Consider the following 18047-nt stretch of genomic DNA (forward strand, 5'->3'; position numbering starts at 1 on the left):
TCCGAGTTCAGGTTGAATAATCCGTCAAATATTAATTGGTACTGACTCCGACTTTTTCAAGCAAACTTTGTTACTATGGCGAAAAAATGCAAATGAACTGCTATGTCTTTACCCATTGAATCTTTACAGCCTCAGTTTACTCAAACACTAAGCGAACAAAATGCGATTGTTGTATGTGCCACAACAGGTTCTGGCAAATCAACCCAACTTCCGCTCTGGGCCTCACAACATGGCAGAGTATTAGTCATTGAGCCTCGGCGTATTGCTTGTACCTCTTTAGCTGAATATGTCGCGGCTCAAAGTGGCTCACCGCTTAGTGAAAAGGTGGGCTTTGCTATTCGGTTTGAGGGGAAGTTTTCACCAGACACTCAGGTAGTTTATGCAACACCTGGTGTGGCATTAAGGTGGTTTTTTGAGAGCAAACTTGCAGAATTCAGCGTCGTTATGTTGGATGAGTTTCATGAAAGACGCTGGGACATGGACTTATTATTAGCGCTCTTAAAGCAGGCTCAATCACACAAACTAATTGTTACCTCGGCGACGTTAAACAGCCAAAAATTAGCCTCTTATTTAGGCGCCCCTATCTTCGAGTCAGAAGGATTCATTTACCCCGTTGAAGAGTGTTTTCACGCGCCCGATCCAAGAACTATGCCCCAAAAAGAGCAACTCGATACTCGAGTTTTTGCAGCTTGCCAATACGCATTGGAACATTGCCAGGGCGATATTTTGGTCTTTTTACCTGGCAAGGCCGAGATCCAAGCAAGCTTAGCTAAAGTAAAAGCGCTGCCAGCGACTATCGTTGGTTTATATAGTGGCTGCAGCCCAGAAGCTCAGCGCATTGCATTAACCGCACAAAGTACACGTCGAATTATTCTCGCAACCAATGTTGCCGAAACCTCGCTCACTATTCCCAATGTCACTTGCGTGATTGACTCAGGGCTTGAGCGTCGTACTCATTTGCGCCTTGGAAAAACCGTATTAGGCTTAGATGCGATTGCAAGAGATTCGGCAAAGCAACGTCTAGGACGCGCAGGACGCACGCAACCGGGACTATGTATCCGGTTATATGGCCAATACGCGCCATTGATAGACAGCCCCCCGCCTGAGATCCAAAGAGAATCATTGACAGAGCTTGTACTTGCGGCGGGCTGCGCAACAACAGGCGTCTCGTCTATTGATTTTATTGACCCACTTCCTGAAAGCTCACTAAATAAAGCTACACAACAGCTAATTACATTAGAAGCCATTGATGAACAAAATATAGCAACTCCGCTTGGCAAGCTGCTGTACCCGCTACCAGTCGATTTTGAGTTTGGTTATGTGCTCCATAAATTGGCTTCAAACACGCTACGCCAAGCGGCTATTGACCTTATTTCGCTACTGTCTGTGCCAGCCCGAGTCTACCAGCTACCTAATGATGTAGAGCGTTTAACAAGATTAAATAGCCGATTTACTCGAGGCTCAGATATAGAAATCGCTATCGCGGTGGTGAGAGGACAAACTGAAGAATTAATTGATATTACGCCTGAGGCGCTCACAGAAGTACAGCAATTTAGCACGCAATTGCGTGAAGCATTTGCACTACCGCCTTTAGATAAGGCAGCTAGTTTTGACCATGACAAACTGGTCATTGAGTTAGCTAAGCTAATGCCACACTGGGTTTATATTAATAAGCAAAACCGTCGCAACGGCTTTAACAATGGCCTAGCTGAAGTCATGCCTTCAAACCATACTCGCGTCTCGGGACAGGCAGAAGCATTACTGGTATTAGATACTTTTTCTCTCGCAGGTAAAGGTACCAAACAAGCCAAGACGCTCGCGATGTGTAATGCGCTACTAACGAAAAAGCAATTACTTGAAATGGGCCTCGGCAACCAAACATTGCGCTCTGCCCATATTGATAATGGTGAGCTTTGGGGTGAGTTTATTACACATTACAGTGACGAGGTTTTAGGCCAACAAACTAAGCGCCTTGAAAAGCCTAAGGATGTTGTTTATGCCTTAGTATTTCTTATCCATAATAATACGCTCTTTTCAGGTTTGGCCAAGCAAATAGAAGCCAGTATTGAGCAAACTGCATTGTTCTACCAATTTCATGAGCGCGATGAACTTGTGCCCACACTCAACTCCTTTTTAAGTGACAAGCTAACGGCCCTTGGTATAGAAAGCTATGACGATATAGAACTAATCAGCGAACAAGACTTGTTATTCAAAGAAATTGAAGCGTGGGAATTAACACCGTTTATTGAAAAGTTTCCGCTAACCTGGTCAATTCCAGAGCTGACTATGGCGGTAAGCTATAACTTTAAAGGAAAAAGAATCGAGCTTACTCATATCAACGGTACAAGGAAAGGCGCACCAAAGAGGTGGGAATTGCCAGCCTGGAGTGGTTTTAAAATACGCTATCGTAAAGCGAGTAAAGTAGTCGATGTGACTTAACTTAACCTGAACTCGGGATAGTAACTTGTTCTTTAGCAGCTATTATCCCTTACTACTGCGTTAAATTTGCTTGCAATAGGCCAGCTATTGACGCACAAATTTGCCTTGTATTAAGAAATAACTTCTGGCTAGAGTGATATTAAAAAAGGGCTAACCAAAGTTAGCCCTTTTTGTATGTTAATTCATTTTTAGAATCGGATATTAAGACCAACGTTTAGGCGACGGCCGTAAACATCAAAGAACTCACCTTCATCATATGTTCCTGGATTTCTCGGTGGTGTAATATCAAATAGGTTAGCTACACCAGCACGGACCTCAATCATTTCATTAACTGTATAGCGAGCATTCAATGTCCACTCAGTATATGAAGGAACGTCATTGTAGTTATTGACTTCAGCAGTCCACTTTCTATCGTTTACTGTCGAATGACGATACTTACCAATTAGACCAACATACAAATCATCGTATGTGTAGCCAATCGTCAAGTTACCTTGCCAGCGAGGGTATCTAACTTCGCCAACTGTTGGGTTAAATTCATACTCTTCGTTCGCAACGTCAGTGTTAAACTCGCGGTGCTCTAAGTATGTAGCAAGTAGACGGAAATCAAATGAACCAAACTCAGTCTCATACTTATATGTTGACTCGATATCAACACCTTTAAGTGCATAAGACGCTAAGTTATATGGTGCATTACGTACAATTGAGATCTCTTTGGTCGCTGGGTCACGGTCTACTAACTCGCAAGATGTGTTATCAAGGCTCGATGCCTCGTAACAATCGTTTACCACACGCTGCGCACCTAGAGATGCAATAGCGTCTTCTACATCGAAGCTCCAGTAATCAACAATTAACGTTAAGTCTTCTGTCGGTGTATAGATAAAACCAAACAATGTATCGTCAGAAGTCTCTTCTTTTAGATTTGGATTACCAGAATTCACACTTGGAGGTGTAACACCACGCCAATCAACAGATGGTCTCCAATTTGACTCTAAAGGACCTGGGTTAGGGATACCCGCGGCTTTACAGTTTGCGATAATATTCGATTTCTTTTCAGCATCAGCGGTTGCAATTTCAACTTGGTCACATGGATCTCTATACGGAGCAAATGACTGAGTACCCGCTGCATGAATTTGTGATAATGAAGGAGCACGAACTGACTGCGATTTAGTCGCACGGAAACGTAACTGGTCATTTACCGCATAGTTGAAACCAACCTTCCAAGCAACATTATCACCAACAGACGAGTAGTCCATGTAACGAGCTGCAAGCTCTAGGCTCAACGACTCAACAAATGGCGCGTCTGCTAGTAGAGGGATTGAAGTCTCTAGACCAATCTCATCAACCGTGAAAGATCCTTCCCAGCCATATACAAAGTTACCAAATACTAGGTTATTTTGCATCGCAGCTCCTGGTTTGTTAGAACCAGTTTCTTTCCTGTGCTCTGCACTAAGTGCAAACGATACGCCACCGGCTGGCATTTCGAACGCATAGCCAGATAGTACACCACCGATAATTTGCTGTTGTTTCACTTTCGAGATTGAAGCCGATGTAGTCACATAATCCATCGCTTCTTGAGAAGCACCGTTTAAGCCAAACAGACTAAGCGGTTGACAGCCATCCAACGCACCTAAAAGTTCACCTTCTTCATTACGGTTAGCACAACGAACAACACCATCAATCAACACAGCATCGATCGCGTTATTGTAATTTTCTTCTAGGAATTCACCATTCCAAACTGTGTCGTTTTTATTACGACCATAGCTGAAATAGACTTCATAATCATAGTCATCTAGCAAAACACCTTGGAAAGAAAGCGTCGTGTTTAATGAAGTACGATCATCTTCATAAGTACGGTTACCAAAGCCCTGAGCTAGTTTATAGACTCCGATTGTGTCGTCATCTTCGTAGCCTGCCTCTGCAAACTGTGCTTTTGCATCTGGGTGCCAAAATGCGTTATCCGCACGTAGGGTACTATATAAGAAAATTGGGCTACTTTCAGAATACGCACTCGCCTTAGAGAATGAGATCTCGAAGTTCATTGAGTGGTCTTCATGGTAGTTATTTACAACATTTGAAAATACGTTGAAACGTCTAAGTGGCGTTGCCAAATATTGGTGTTCAATAAATTTATAACCATTAGCAAATTCATCACCGAAATAACGGTGTTGATCGTTAGGAGCTGGCTGTGGACCTCCACCTGTCGCAAATGGAGTTAGCTCCCCGTTGTCACCAAATACAAAGTGACCATCAGGTAGAAAAGCATCACCAGCACGGTCATAAATACCTAAAGTTTGAAGTCCACCGTATTGCGCCCATTTACCATCGGCAAGTACACGCTCTGGCAAGCCATCTTTGTCACTTGTGTTGTCTGGGTTACGTAAAGTCGTTACTGGGTTACGTAAAAAGTCACGCTGTTCTGCTGACAATTGCTCTGTTTCTGAGTATGACAAACTTGTAATAAAGCTTGTTTTCTCACCCTCATCACCAAAAGTGAATGAGAAGAATTCTGAACCACCACCACTTTGTTCTGGAGTAGATTTTTTATAGTTAAAATCGATTGTATCTTGAGACTTCTTCAAAATGATGTTTACAACACCTGCAACCGCATCAGAACCGTATACTGCTGATGCACCGCCGTGTACAACATCCATACGTTCGATCATTTCTGTTGGAATACCATTTAAGTCTACAGCAGGGTTATCTACAGAAGCACCAACATAACGACGACCATTTACAAGTACAAGTGTGCGACCCTCGCCCAATTGGCGTAAGTCAGTGGTATTAATACCCGCACCGAAGATAGAGTTTGTAGTAGTTGTTGGAGATGAACCAACACCTGAAGCTGGAAGTTTTTGAAGAAGGTCTGCAACGTTAGTAATACCTGCGTTTACTAACTCAACACCTGTAATAGAAGTAACTGGAGTAGGTGCAACTTCTGAAAAACGCTTGATACGCGAACCAGTTACTTGGATGCGCTCAACGCTCTCGCCTTCTTCGGCTTGCTGTTCTTCAGCTGAAACAGCTGTACTGGCGAATGCTGCTGTTGATGCAGCTCCGAAAGCTAATGCTAAGCGAACAGCTTTGCTTACTTTATTATTAAACATGATTGATCCCTGATTTTATTTTTATATATACAAAAACCATATGAAAACAATAATTTAATATTAATCAAATCCTGTTTCCAAAGTTGGTCGATTTATCGTATCGAAGGTTATACTACTTTTAGTACCAACATAGGGTCAACAATCATTTCATAAAATAAACGTAAAACACCACTACTTTAACATAAAATATCAAATTTCTCCTTATAACTCATGAAGTTATAAAATTAAAAATAAGTTCACTTTTTTTACCCATTTTGTTATTCATCGCAAACTTTCCTTCTTTGCGCAACAATATGGGGACAAAAATCGCACTAGACCATCAAGTGTTGCTATGTATCAGTTGTTCATTGTAAGCATCACTGTGTAAAAGCAATCAATACGCTGTTGGAGTTGTTAAGGAAAAGTGTTTAGTGAGATCGGACTCGGACTTATTTTTGAGACAAAAAGTCGGCCTCGATTTGAGGCCGACTTGAGTCGAAATGCTAAACTTTGTTTAGAACTTTTGAGTTACACCCAAGAAGAACTGACGGCCGAATAGCTTGAAGTTACTTTCATCAGTGTTCGCATTGAACGCTGTTTCAATATAAGGAGGTAGCTCGTCCGTTAGGTTACGAATACCGGCTTGCACCGTTGTGTTCGTGTCAAATGAGTATTGTGCTGTTAAATCGTGATACACATATGAATCAACTTTAGCAACTAAACCTGCTAGTGAATCGTAATTATCACGCTTAATGTAAGTTAGATCACCGTACTCAAGACCAGACTGATAGTTTGCAGCCCACACAACACGTAGGTTGTCTAGGTCATAACGTAGATTGAATAAGATTTTGTCTTCAAAGTAAGACGTGTCATCTTCAAATCTGCCAACTAGATCTTCAACGATAAATGTACCTGTTTCACCATCAAAGTTTTCTTCTCCACGCTCTAAGAAGTGAGTCCATGATACGCTAGCAACAAATGCACCGAAGTCTGTGTCAAATGAATAATTCACATCAAGGTCGATACCGCGAGCAGTCATACTTTGTAAGTTTGTAGTGCGACTGTCTACACGGTCAACTGAACCATCAAAGCCACGTGAGATTTTTGCACACATATCTTCGATAAGACCAGCATAACAACCCTGCAGAATATCATCAGTTGCTAGAGAACCAATTTTACCCTCAATGTTGATATCCCAGTAATCAATAGTGACACCTAAGTTTTCAACAAAATCAGGAGCCCACACAAAACCAATAGTGAATGTTTCGCCTTCTTCAGATTGAACACCTGTGTTGCCACCTAAACGTGTACGAACTTGCGCGTCAGCACTGTTGTGACCGCCTGCTGGAGCCCCCATTTCAAGACATTTAGCCTGACCGGCTGCAGATAAACCACCAATGTTTGCCGCAGAACACGGATCTGAAGCGCTTTCAAATGAATCAAGCTCTGGCGAATACAAATCGCTTAGCGTTGGTTCACGGTATACTTCGGAATAGTTTGCACGGAACTTTAAGCCATCAAAAATGTTTGACTCAATTTTAGCCATCCAAGAGAAGTTTGAACCAGTTGTGCTAAAGTCGTCATAACGTGCACCTAGCGTTAAATCTGCAGATTCAACACCTAAATCACGAACTAGTGGGATCAAGAACTCTGCCGATGCAGCTGTGTAGTTCTTAGATAGACCTGTTAGTGGCTTACTAGTGTTACCAGTCACTGAATCAAAGAACTTACCAGAATCATTTACTTGTTCAAACTCAGTGGTGTAATACTCAAGGCCAAATGCACTTGAAACATAACCTGCTGGGACTTCAAATAGCTCACCAAACACGTCAACACGAACTTGGTGGAATGAATCATTATAGTGATCGCCTAGTGGAGCAGTAATGTAGTCAAGCATCTCTTGCGTCACAGTTCCTGGGCCACCAAATACATTTAACGATACACAATCAGAAATAGGTGCGTCAGGCGTACCACATACCACATTGCCAGCGTCATCTTTGAATGATGGGCCTAAAGCTTTTGCTAGGTGTGGACCGTATAGCTGACCAAAGTCAGTATCTTGAAGGCTATTTGCACCATAGTTGTAGTAAGCATCGAACTGCCAGTTATCGTTAATTGCGCCCTTTAGACCTGCAACTTGTTGGAAACGAACATAATCTTGTTCAAAGTAACGACCACCCTCTAGCATACGACGACGAGAGCGATAAACATCTTCACCGAATGGGTTATAGTAGTTATCAGCTGACACACCGTTAGCCGTCGAACCATTTGACAGTGTAACTACATAGCCTGGGTCATAGGCTGTGTCGAAAGGTACAGCCGCAAGTTCCTGTTTTGAGGTACGCTTATTGATGCGTGTTTCTGTATATACAACAAGGTCATCGTTTAACTCAAATGAAGTATCAACAAAGAAGTTAACGACTTCAAAAGGTGTTTGCATTAAGTTTACTGGGTTGTAATTGTAAGTATCGTTTACCTCTCCACCGCCGACAAATGGACGCATGTCGCTTAGAGAAGGCTTACCGTCACCACCACTTGGGCATTTGTCGTTGGTAAAGTTACCTTTACCTTCAACGTAGAAATTACCACAAGGAGTAGAACCAGACCCTAAAATGAATACGTTCGCATTGTCACCATCTGGAATTAAACCGTTCTCGTAAAAGCTCTTAGCACCTTCTTCTGAGAGCACCTGCCAAGGGTATTGGAAGAAGTTAACATCTTTCACATCACCCTGATAGATTGGATCCTGCTTGGTATAATCGAAACCTACTGTGATATGACCTGCATCGAACTCTTTACCACCAACTAGTTGGAAGCTTTGCTCTTTACCACCACTAAACATGTCATACCAAGACGTTGTTGCTTTAACTTCAACACCAGTAAGTTCTTTTTTGGTGATGATGTTTACAACACCAGCCATTGCTGACGAGCCATACGCAACCGAAGCACCATCTTTTAGAATTTCGATACGGTCGATCATCGCAGCAGGAATATTCTGGAAGTCTGCACTTACAGGCTTACGACCATTGATAAGTACTAGCGTACGCTCTGAACCTAAACCACGTAGTTCTACAAATACACCACCACTACCGCCGTTGTTACGCGTTGTTGTTGCTGGTGATCCAGACATAACTGGGTTTGATTGAACAAATTCACCAACGTTACTGATACCCATATCGCCAAGCGCTTCGCCGCCGATAACAGTAATTGGGGCAGTAGATTCAAGGTCGGTGCGCTTTAAGCGAGAACCTGTAACTTCAATACGCTCAACGCTTTTCGCGCCTTCTTCTTCTGCAACTACATTGGTTGCAAACACGGCAGCGCTAGCGCCACCAAACGCGATCGCTAAGCGAATCGCCTTAGTTAACTTATTGTTTAGCATGTGAATCACCCTGGATTGTTTTATTGTAAACAGCTTGTATTAATTATTATTTTGTCGCCTTGTTAATTTCTAAATTGGCAACATTAGGGGCAAGATATTAAACAAACACCCGAGTAATGATCAAGGTTAATTATACCATTTTTTGCAATTACCAATTGCAGGCACAAACAAACCACAACGTAAGGTATTGAATTAAAATAACAAAACTACACAACCGTGAGCTTGATAAAAATAAAAATCCACAAAAACGGGACTAACTATGAAAATAAGGTGAAACACACCATTTTAGTTAACAAAAAAGGAACTTCATTTTAGTGTGTTTTTGCTGATCAATTAATTTTGAGACTTGAAGGTGGCTGCAATTTGAAAGCACGATCCCTATTAAATCAAATCGAAACTTTGTTGCCCATCGGAACGGATTGATAGCTTAGATGCATTTGGAAGCATCTGATATATAGGAAGAATTTGTTTTTCAATGTATTGATAATAATCAATATCTACGAGCTTGCCTTGCTGCGCGAACTTGGGTCCATCGGTACTTAAATAATACGGTATTTGCGCCCCCTTTTTAGCAGTTTGCAACAATCCATCTTCGATAGCTTGTTTCGCCGCTTTTACCTGAGGAGGGATATTTTTTGTATATAACTCAACAGACTTACCAAGCTTCTTTTTATAAATGAGTTTTTCGTCTACTTTTCCAGCGAAAATCTCATTTATGTATTGATGAGTGATCTCAACGGTGTCGAGCCCGTCAAACAGCGCGCGAATAATTGCTTGTTGATATTCCTTTGCAATTTCCGTCCAATCACTACGCACGGTCTCCATTCCTTTAAAAACCAGCTTTTGCTCGCCAAGATCTGTGATCTGCCCAACATATCGCTTTTTAGAGCCGACTTCTTGACCACGAATGGTGGGCATAAAGAATGGGCTATAATGTGTTTCAAACTCTATTTCTAAATAACTGTGAAGACCAAAGCTTTCCGTAAGTAAAACGCGCCAGCGCTCGTTAATTTCTATCATCAGCTGCTTGCCTATTGCTTGGCACGCTTCGCTACGCAAAGACTCGGGTAAACAGACGAAAGTTGAGTCGGTATCGCCGTAGATCACCTCATATCCAAGCTGTTCAATCCAGGTTCGCGTTTGTTGCATTATTTGATGACCGCGCATCGTTATTGAACTCGCAAGACGAGGATCGTAAAAGCGACAGCCTTTTGAACCAAGTACGCCATACAAGCTATTCATGATGATTTTAATCGCCTGTGAGAGCATCATGTCTTTGTCTAATTTAGCTTGCTCACGTGCGCTGGAGAGCGCGGCGACTAAACCCGGTAAGTGATGTTCTGTGCGGCTAAATTTACCTTCATTAAAGCCCTCTATGGCATGTTCAGGATGCTGTAATCCTTCTATTAACCCCATAGGGTCAATGCAAAAAGTGCGGATAATTGAGGGGTAAAGGCTTTTGAAATCGAGTACCAAAATATTTTGGTAGAGGCCTGGCTTTGAGTCCATGACATAACCGCCGGGACTGTCAAAGTTAATACCATGCTCAGATAAATTTGGTGCAATGTAACCGCTACGGTGCAGTAACGGTAAATACAAGTTGGTAAACGCAGCGACTGAGCCGCCCATTTTCTCGAGTTCCAAACCCGTCAACTGAGTTCGAGCGAGGGCAAATTCAAGTAAGTTTAGTTTGCTAAAAATGTCGAGCACCAATTGACAATCTTGTAAGTTATACGCTGCGAGCGCCGGTTTATCATGATGGAACTGCCTGATGATTTCCTCAAGCCTGTCATCCTGTGCGATAAGCTTGGTAGTACCTAAAATCTTCTCAGCCACAAAGCTCAGTTTAAATGTTTCAAAGTGATAGGTCGCATTTTTCATCATATCGATGCCATCTAGCATCACCCTCCCCGGAATAAACACCCGGGTATAGTTACCTTTGAAAGTCGACATCACTCCGCCATCTCGCCCTATCGCAAGTGCGACGCCGTTAGCCTGCGCGCGTTCCACAAGTATTGCGGCATCGAATTCAATCACGTTCCACCCGATTAACACATCAGGGTCTAAACGATTCACTTGCTTGACCAGCTCTTCTAATAACGCAATTTCATCTTCAACCCAAACGACATTGACGGCAGCATGTTGCGCCTCACCTATCATGATCACCAGCTTTTTGCTATCGGTCACTAAACCCACCGAAAATAAGACTCCCTCGCCGTTACATTCTATATCGATAGAAAGCATTTCAAGGTGTGGCCTATAATCATCACAAGCCTTAAATTGCGCCTGAGTAATTTCGATATAGCCCGGTTTTTGCGTGGCTTTACCTTTGACCCAAGCAGCTCCGCGAATAAAGCGCTCCATTAAATAGCGGTCGGAATGGCGAATATCCTCTTCATATAACGCGATTTTATTTTCAAGTAGCTGTTTTGCCTCATAGAAGTGATTCAAGGTGCGAAATTTCACAACACAAACAGGAGCTTGATCGAAGTGCTTTAGTTGACTTGGCGAGATGCTAAACTGCAACTGAGCGCGACTTAGCAGCAGCTCTACTTCCGTTTTTTTATCTTGTTTAATGAAAAAGAGTGGCTGCTCATCCTCTACCCACACCTTGAGTAACTGATGTTGCGATTTGAGCCAATAACACAAGCGCAGTTGGCCATTTACCTGCATCTGCTGTCTCGATAAAATAAAGCCCTGATATATCGCTTGTGCCAACTCCAATACCACCCTAAAATAGACGAATCACTGTAATTATATCCACCTGTTTATTGAACATAAAGTCACAAACAGAATAAAACCTATCCGTTAACGCAGTGATTAACTAAAAATCGAGACTCAAGTGGTAGGCTTGCTTCATATCAGAACTCTAGGCTAAATAGATTATGCTCTCAGACAAACTAAAAAAAACCATCCGCCAAGCACATCAAAATGTCGCCTCCGCTTTAGATGGCTTTCGTCCTCGTCCGAGTCAAAATTATCTGGTCGCCGAAATCGCAAAAACACTCTCTGGTGATTATCACCGCACTCAACGTATTTGCGTGATTGAAGCAGGAACAGGTACTGGAAAATCTTTAGCCTATCTACTCGGCGCGCTTCCTGTTGCACTCTCAAGTAAAAAGAAACTCGTCATCTCGACTGCAACCGTCGCTTTACAAGAACAGCTGATCAACAAAGAGTTGCCATTTTTAAAAGAACATTCAGGCATAGACTTTAAATTTGACCTCGTAAAAGGCCGTCAACGCTACATCTGTGTACAAAAACTGATGGCTGCCGTCAGCGATGATGAGATGCAAATGTCGATGATGCCGACAACCAGCAGTCCGCTTTCTCAAATGGAGCAAAGGTGTTTAAGAGAGTTAGCACTTGCTTACCAAGAAAAGCGCTGGCAAGGTGATAGAGATAGCTGGGAAGACACAATTCCAGATAAAGTTTGGAATGTTATCGCTTGTGATAAACACGCCTGCCAACGGCAACTAAAATCTCATCACTTATGCCCTTTTCATTTAGCTCGACAAAAGATTGCACAAATGGATGTGTTGGTGATTAATCACGCTTTGTTACTGGCCGACTTAGAACTAGGTGGCGGAACGATATTACCGGAACCAGAAGAAACATTTTACGTAATTGATGAGGCGCACCACCTGCCTCATATTACCAGAGATTTTTCTTCTGCAGCGGCAACGATTAAAGGCACTATCGAGTGGCTTGAAAAGCTACTTAAGTTTAGCGGAAAGATGGCAAACACCGTGGTTTCGCAAAAAGCCATTGGGCAGAATTTCAAACTGAATGATGCAGCCAATGACGCTGCGAAGTACCTTAGAGCGGTAAGGGATATACTCGATCAGAGCGACTTTACTTATAACGATGACGATACCTACCGCTTTAGTCATGGCGAAGTACCTGAAGCGCTCACCGTAAAAGCAAAAGATATTGCGGATGCCACGCAAGATGCACTGCGTTGCCTTACCAAGATGCATGATGCTCTGTCGGGCGATGTTTCAGACGGCGATGTACAAGCTTTTTTAGCCGACCCATTATTGGTTGAAAGCGGTCAATATATCAACCGACTTGAGCAACTCAACAAACTCTGGTTTAGCTATGCTCGAAAAGGCGACAGCGTGCCACATGCAAGGTGGATAAAACGCTTAGAATACAAACACCATCACGACCATTTACTTTGCGATTGTCCGATTGAAGTCGGCTATTATTTGAAGGATCACCTCTGGCGAGAGTGTGCAGGCGCGGTGCTCTGCTCCGCAACCCTCAGTGCTTTGGGCACATTCGATCATTTCGCCCACGAAAGTGGGCTGGCAAAAGAGCCTGGTGTTAAATATATCAAGGCTGATTCTCCGTTTGATTATCCCAATCAAGCGACATTGCATTTGCCAAAAACCCAAACAGATCCAACGGATAAAGCCTTTAGCGATTATTTAGCGGATGCCCTGCCAACCTATTTAGACACCAGTAAAGCTAACCTTGTACTGTTTGCTTCTTATTGGCAAATGAATCATGTGGTAGAAAAATTAAGAGGTAAAAATCTCAATATTTTGGTACAGGGTGAGCTTTCCCGTGACGCCCTACTCACTCGTCATAAAGCAAATATCGACTTAGGTCGTGGCAGTATCTTATTTGGTACACAAAGCTTATCCGAGGGACTAGATTTACCCGGAAAATACTTAGAGAACCTCGTGGTGACTAAGATCCCTTTTGCCGTGCCAACGTCCCCTATTGAGGAAGCCCAAGCGGAATTCGTGCAAAGTAAAGGGGGGAATCCATTTTTATCTATCACGGTACCCGATGCTGCAAAGAAATTAGTACAAAGCTGTGGTAGACTGCTGCGTAAAGAATCAGACTCCGGCCGTATCACCATCTTAGATAGACGTTTAGTTACAAAACGTTATGGCAAAGCCATGCTTGATACTCTGCCACCATACAAAAGGCAAATTGATTAATAATGTTTGAACTCGCTTTAGATCCCACAACTTGGGGGTTACTTTGCTTAGTCGCACTGGCTGCTGGATTTATTGATGCAATTGCAGGTGGTGGTGGGCTGCTAACCGTACCAGCTTTGCTTACTGCTGGCCTTCCTCCGCATTTAACCTTAGGTACCAACAAGCTCGCCGCGAGTTTTGGCTCCTTAACCGCGAGCTTTACCTACTACAAAAAGCAGTTATTCAAACCTAGCTTTTGGATTGGCTCTATTATTGCCACTGCGATAGGTGCCGTATTGGGCACATTACTTGTCGACTTTTTAAGTATCGAGTTTTTAAATAAACTTATCCCCGTTATTATCATCGCTGTCGCAATTTATAGCTTAGTCGGTAGGCTAAGCCCAACAGATTCCCATACTTTGCCAGAAGCGAATCGAGCACTCAAAATCAAGCAGTGGGCGCAAGGTTTATCGTTGGGATTTTTTGATGGTATGGCAGGACCTGGTACTGGCACGTTTTGGACTGCGTCTAACAGTATGCTCTATAAAATGAGCTTACTTTTAAACTGTGGTCTTGCTCGTTCAATGAACTTTGTTTCCAACTTTATTTCGCTTATCACCTTTGTAGCCTTGGGTCATGTTAACTTTATGCTGGGTATCACCATGGGCGCCTTTTTAATGTTTGGAGCTTGGCTTGGTGCGCATTCTGCGATTAAGTTTGGCAACAAACTAATCAAACCACTCTTTAACACTGTGGTTATTGTACTTGCTGGCAAGCTCATTTTTGAGGCTTATTTCTCGTGAGCACAGGGCTTATCAAGCTTGAGCAACAAGTCAGCCGCTTAAAGCAACAAGCAGCGCAATTTGACTCCGCGAAATGGTTTGATAAGAATCGTTATATGCAGGCACAGCCCAGCTTATTTGATGCCCGTGTATTTCGAACTAAAAGCTTAAAGCTCAGCGACTATGTTGAAGAAATAGCAGAAGCAATGTCCCACCTGCCGCCAAGTGCGCAGCGCCACGCCTTTACATTTGCCATCGAGCGGATAGGTTCACAAATGGAAGCCGTGTTGAAGGTGTTAAAATCAACCCCCGTCTGGGCGAAAGAAAACAAACTGAATACACCAAAAAAAGCCAAAGTGTATAAGAAGGCAGTGCAGAAGATTATGCAGTCGTCCCATGAGTTATATCAGGAGCTGTCACAAAATCATGAATTTGAGCGTCGACTGCAAGAAATGATTGATCTCAGAAGACTACAGATGGACAAAGCAGATCCCACTCAAGCTGCCAAACTCAATGCCGAAATATTAGCCCTTCATGCCCGCCTTGGCCGCTGTAGAAAAGCCATTTCCGCCACCGAGCAAAAAATTCAAGAAGTTGAGAAAAGTCAGAGCCGTTAATGCTGTACTACCACCCTATTTATAGCGAGTTGAGCCTGCCTGAAAAGCATCGCTTCCCTATCAGCAAGTATAAAAAATTATACCAACGAATAAACGCCAGTAGATTTGCTAAATTTATCAAAGAACCCGAGCAAAAAATCACAGCTGATGCACTGCAACTTTGCCACGACAGTAATTACGTTGATGGCTTTCTAAACGGCACGTTGAGCGAAAAAGCAATTAAGAAAATGGGCTTTCCTTGGAGTGAGCAACTAGTTGAACGCACTTTGATTTCTCTAGGTGGCGGTTTAGCGGCAGCAAAGTATGCGCTCGAATATGGATTTGGAGCAAACTTAAGCGGCGGCTATCATCACGCACATCGCGATTTTGGCAGCGGCTTTTGCATATTTAATGATTGGGCGGTGGTCGCGGCAACGCTCATTGCCCATCAACGGGTTGAGCGAGTGCTGATCTTTGACTGTGACGTGCATCAAGGCGATGGCACAGCAACGATCGTTGCAGATAGAAACGATATCATTACCTGCTCCATCCACTGTGAAAGTAACTTTCCTCGCATTAAACCGCAATCCGATTTGGACTTTGCCTTACCTGTGAATACACAGGATGCGCAATATGTGGCAACCGTCCGCGAAGCCTTACAACTAGCGGTTCGATTATACCAGCCAGACATCATCCTCTATAACGCTGGTGCAGACGTCTATCAAGGCGATGAACTAGGACACTTTAGTGTTTCAAAGCAAGGTGTTAGGGCTCGAGATTCGATTGTTTTTGAGTATGCTCATCACCTCAATATCCCATTAGCTTTTGCTCTGGGTGGGGGCTACCAGCGCGACGTTGATCATCTTGTAGATATACATCAACAAACCTTTTTGGCTTTGTTCGATAACCCCGCTATTATGATATAAACTTAAAAGGAATGTGCAGGAGGCTGTATGAAGTTACATGATGATATTCATAATTATTATGAGAAGCTGGTCGTCGAACATATCGTCCGTCGTAAGTTAGATAAAATTTATGATGAAGACGTAATGGCTGACTTTTGTTGTACTGTATTGAACCAACTACCATCGCGTTATATTCGCTACGATGTCGATATGGAGTTTTACCTGCCTCAGCCCGAGCGTGTAAAAATGGAACAGGCGGTAGAGCGTGCGATTGATTTTGCCATTTCACAAATCGCTAAAAAGGAACAATTTCAAGTATGAGTACCCCTTTAGAACAAGCGCCAACTCATGTAAAGCTTGCCGTCGACCTCATTATGTTGTTAGAGGAGCATGATCTTCCTGCGGAGGAAGTCATGGCTGCACTTGAAATTGTCAGATCTGACTTTCAAAACAAGCTGAATAACCAACAAAAAACTTAACATTAAATATACATTTAAGTCATACTTATTTTTTAACCTTAGATTCTAATCAATAGCGGTTGTGCAAAACGGCACAACCGCGTTTATTAAGGAAAGCTGTATGACAACAACACAACTCCCTTTATTGTCCCTCGCGATTATTGCTGCGTCTGCACAATATGCTTACGCCAATGACTTTGCTGCATTAGACGAAGCCCTCCCAGCACCCTACATTATCAACGGTACTGAACCTGTGTTTGATTTTGATGGTGATGGTTGCCTGCCGAGTGCTGGGATCAGTAGAACTGGCGCGCAAAATTCAGGGCTAAAAACATCGGGCCGCATCACAGGAGATTGCAGAGATAATCAATTTTTAAATACCTCTAATACTGTGCACCGCTACGCCTGTAAAACAACAACTAACGGCGAGTATTGTGGACACTTCTATGCACTTTACTTCAAAAAAGACCAAGTGTTTGACTACTTTGGTGGTGGTCACCGCCATGACTGGGAATATGCAGCGGTATGGACTCGAGATGGGATAGTTACACATGGTAGCTATAGCGCACATGGCGACTTATTCACTAAACCTGCTAATGAGCTACCATTCGAAAATGGCCACTTAAAAATTGTCTATCATAAAGACGGCATTTTGACCCATGCACTGCGCTTTGCCAAATCAAACGAAATCGCTGAAAACAACTATCACCGCTTTGTCACACCCGCTATCATCAGTTGGTACAAAATGGCTGGAGATGGAATTTCGAACACAGCATTACGAGAAAAGCTCAATCAATATGATTATGGCTCCGCCACCTTGCCCGTTAAAGACAGTCGTTTCCTCAATAACCTCAATCGCTTTAAACCAAGTGACTACCCAACTTACGCGCAAAGTGATATAGACAACGCTCAGTAACTGCTTAGACAAACTCACCTCATCAATCGATGAGGTGAGTCGATATGCTATACCAATTGGTATTAGCCTGCGTCTTGCTTCTGCCTAAGCAACCTTGCTCGCTCTAGTTTATATTGTGCAAAGAAAATACTATCCATTTCACTTGTTTGCGGATCGATAAAATAAGCAATATCGCTTCGATATGGCTCAGGTGAGAAGTGTTTGCCATCTTCCCAATAGAGCACAGCGTGCTTTACTAATTCACCGAGATAGGTGTGATCCCACGCATAGTGACAAAAGCCATGGTGCTCCCCCAAATTAGGTGAGTATTTTTTTTCAATATCCGCCATTTGCCCGGTATTTTTGTAATCCGCAAATTGTTTAGCATCTTGCTCCGCCGATTGAGGATCAGTGAAATAGGCAATATCACGCCTAGGTGGTAAGGCTTGAGGTAATCCAAATTTATCCGATATACCATTGCACTTTACGACAATCCACTGCACAAAATGTGCCCCGATAATATGGTCCCATTTCAACGCAACGTACATATAACCTCCTTTTGAACATCATTTA

12 protein-coding genes are annotated in these 18047 nt (G+C 42.9%); 8 read left to right on the forward strand and 4 right to left on the reverse strand.

From position 1 onward, the window contains the following. The first annotated feature begins 102 nt into the window (after nucleotides 1–102). Entirely contained in the window at nucleotides 103–2439 is a 2337-nt protein-coding gene (locus tag MHN32_RS18650; protein ID WP_239422498.1) for a helicase-related protein, read from the forward strand. A gap of 188 nt (nucleotides 2440–2627) precedes the next feature. Here MHN32_RS18650 and MHN32_RS18655 read toward each other — a convergent pair whose 3' ends face one another. The 3 genes from MHN32_RS18655 to MHN32_RS18665 all read right to left on the reverse strand — a co-directional run bounded on the left by MHN32_RS18655 (nucleotide 2628) and on the right by MHN32_RS18665 (nucleotide 11622). Next, on the reverse strand, nucleotides 2628–5543 hold the full coding sequence (locus MHN32_RS18655; RefSeq protein WP_174169953.1) for a TonB-dependent receptor: 2916 nt from the start codon (nucleotides 5541–5543) through the stop codon (nucleotides 2628–2630). A 493-nt stretch (nucleotides 5544–6036) separates the two neighbouring features. Further along, nucleotides 6037–8904, reverse strand: coding sequence for a TonB-dependent receptor (locus MHN32_RS18660; RefSeq protein ID WP_010606579.1), 2868 nt, complete (start codon nucleotides 8902–8904; stop codon nucleotides 6037–6039). Between the two features lie 381 nt (nucleotides 8905–9285). Next, on the reverse strand, nucleotides 9286–11622 hold the full coding sequence (locus tag MHN32_RS18665) for a DNA polymerase II (RefSeq protein ID WP_239422499.1): 2337 nt from the start codon (nucleotides 11620–11622) through the stop codon (nucleotides 9286–9288). A 167-nt stretch (nucleotides 11623–11789) separates the two neighbouring features. Here MHN32_RS18665 and dinG point away from each other — a divergent pair, with 167 nt between their 5' ends. The 7 genes from dinG to MHN32_RS18700 all read left to right on the forward strand — a co-directional run bounded on the left by dinG (nucleotide 11790) and on the right by MHN32_RS18700 (nucleotide 17495). Beyond that, a complete protein-coding gene (gene dinG, locus MHN32_RS18670) occupies nucleotides 11790–13859 on the forward strand; it encodes an ATP-dependent DNA helicase DinG (RefSeq protein ID WP_102057249.1) in 2070 nt (689 codons plus the stop codon). Between the two features lie 2 nt (nucleotides 13860–13861). Next, nucleotides 13862–14641, forward strand: a complete 780-nt coding sequence (locus MHN32_RS18675; protein ID WP_010606576.1) for a TSUP family transporter — start codon at nucleotides 13862–13864, stop codon at nucleotides 14639–14641. Beyond that, complete coding sequence (locus tag MHN32_RS18680; RefSeq protein WP_010606575.1) at nucleotides 14638–15237, forward strand: primosomal replication protein; 600 nt, start codon at nucleotides 14638–14640, stop codon at nucleotides 15235–15237. The genes MHN32_RS18675 and MHN32_RS18680 overlap by 4 nt, the downstream gene beginning before the upstream one ends. Beyond that, a complete protein-coding gene (locus tag MHN32_RS18685; RefSeq protein WP_010606574.1) occupies nucleotides 15237–16142 on the forward strand; it encodes a histone deacetylase in 906 nt (301 codons plus the stop codon). Before MHN32_RS18680 ends, MHN32_RS18685 begins: the two co-directional genes overlap by 1 nt. Nucleotides 16143–16169: 27 nt before the next feature. Beyond that, nucleotides 16170–16442, forward strand: coding sequence for a late competence development ComFB family protein (locus tag MHN32_RS18690; protein ID WP_010606573.1), 273 nt, complete (start codon nucleotides 16170–16172; stop codon nucleotides 16440–16442). After that, nucleotides 16439–16600, forward strand: coding sequence for a DUF2496 domain-containing protein (locus MHN32_RS18695; RefSeq protein ID WP_010606572.1), 162 nt, complete (start codon nucleotides 16439–16441; stop codon nucleotides 16598–16600). The genes MHN32_RS18690 and MHN32_RS18695 overlap by 4 nt, the downstream gene beginning before the upstream one ends. A gap of 100 nt (nucleotides 16601–16700) precedes the next feature. Continuing rightward, nucleotides 16701–17495 (forward strand): NPP1 family protein, encoded by a 795-nt coding sequence (locus tag MHN32_RS18700; RefSeq protein WP_010606571.1) that lies wholly within the window; start codon nucleotides 16701–16703, stop codon nucleotides 17493–17495. Between the two features lie 62 nt (nucleotides 17496–17557). Here the strand turns inward: MHN32_RS18700 and MHN32_RS18705 are convergent, their stop codons facing one another. Continuing rightward, on the reverse strand, nucleotides 17558–18022 hold the full coding sequence (locus MHN32_RS18705; protein ID WP_102057251.1) for a hypothetical protein: 465 nt from the start codon (nucleotides 18020–18022) through the stop codon (nucleotides 17558–17560). Between the last annotated feature and the right edge of the window lie 25 nt (nucleotides 18023–18047).

It is taken from the genome of Pseudoalteromonas sp. Of11M-6 (assembly GCF_022347905.1).
GTDB lineage: Bacteria > Pseudomonadota > Gammaproteobacteria > Enterobacterales > Alteromonadaceae > Pseudoalteromonas.